Source organism: Hathewaya limosa, assembly GCF_030815255.1.
GTDB classification, from domain to species: Bacteria; Bacillota; Clostridia; order Clostridiales; family Clostridiaceae; genus Hathewaya; species Hathewaya limosa.
On the sequence record NZ_JAUSWN010000055.1, the window covers coordinates 1 to 1,149 of the forward strand.

A 1,149-nucleotide genomic window follows, 5' to 3' on the forward strand; every position below is an offset into this window, starting at 1 on the left:
AATTTGTTTTTCTTTGTCAACAACTTTTTAAACATTTTTTAATTTGTTTTGTTGTTTTACTGCGTTGCCGCAGCGACAAGATATATAATATCATATAATGATATTTATATAATTAATTTTACCCCTTTTTATTTAAATTAAACTGTATTTATTACATTTTTCTTCTTTTTTATCTTTTTTTCTATTATAGATACACTTGGTAAAGTATATGTTATTAATTTAACTATTTTATCTTTAATTGATTCATATACACAAAATAAAAATATCTAAAACTATCTATAAAAATAAGCAACATTTTTCAATTAATTAGATTTAAATCTCATATAAAAATTAAGCCTAAAACTTAATGTAAAATAAATAGTCATTCTTTTTTACATTAAGCTTCATAACTTTTATTTAGAACACTTCATTTTTAAATAAATCATACTATCACCTGATCTACTTATAGATTTTGTTACACCATATTATAATTAAGTAGGTCTTCCTTAAAACTATTTTACATTTCTACTTTTATTCTTAGACAATATTTATGTTTTTTGTAGAATTTCAATCTTTTTTTATACAGCTTTTACAATAACTATATATTCAGCATTATTTTCTTATTACATGCGATATTGGTTTACATAAATTAAGTATATAGATTTTTTTAATTCAATCTTCTAGTGCAATTATAAATTTTATTTCTTATTTTTAGTTTATTGTTGTTTTTAATCAATATTCTAGATTTTCTTAGGGTTATAAGTAATTTTTTTCTTAAAATATATAATAAAAAACCTAGTTAAGTAAACTAGGTTTTGATTTTATTTAAATATTCAATTTATCAAAAAATAAAATGGCTCCGCGAAAAGGATTCGAACCTTCAACCTATCGGTTAACAGCCGAGTGCTCCACCGTTGAGCTATCGCGGAACGTGTTTTTACCCGGCGACGTCTTACTCTCCCACAAGGCTGCCCCTGCAGTACCATCAGCGCTGTAAAGCTTAACCTACCTGTTCGGTATGGAAAGGGGTGTTACCTTTACGCCATTGTCACCGGATTTCTTTAACACTTATTAATTTTTAAGAGATTGCTCTCTCAAAATTGTATAATGAATATTTATTTGGTCAAGTCCTCGACCTATTAGTATGAGTCAGCTGAACATGTTACCACG

General features: G+C 25.9%; 1 tRNA gene and 1 rRNA gene. Both read right to left on the reverse strand.

The annotated features are described in order from the left end of the window. Window positions 1-833: 833 nt before the first annotated feature. A tRNA-Asn gene (locus tag QOZ93_RS14005) sits at window positions 834-908 on the reverse strand. Window positions 909-918: 10 nt separating this feature from the next. Then, window positions 919-1,035 (reverse strand): 5S ribosomal RNA (gene rrf / locus QOZ93_RS14010). Between the last annotated feature and the right edge of the window lie 114 nt (window positions 1,036-1,149).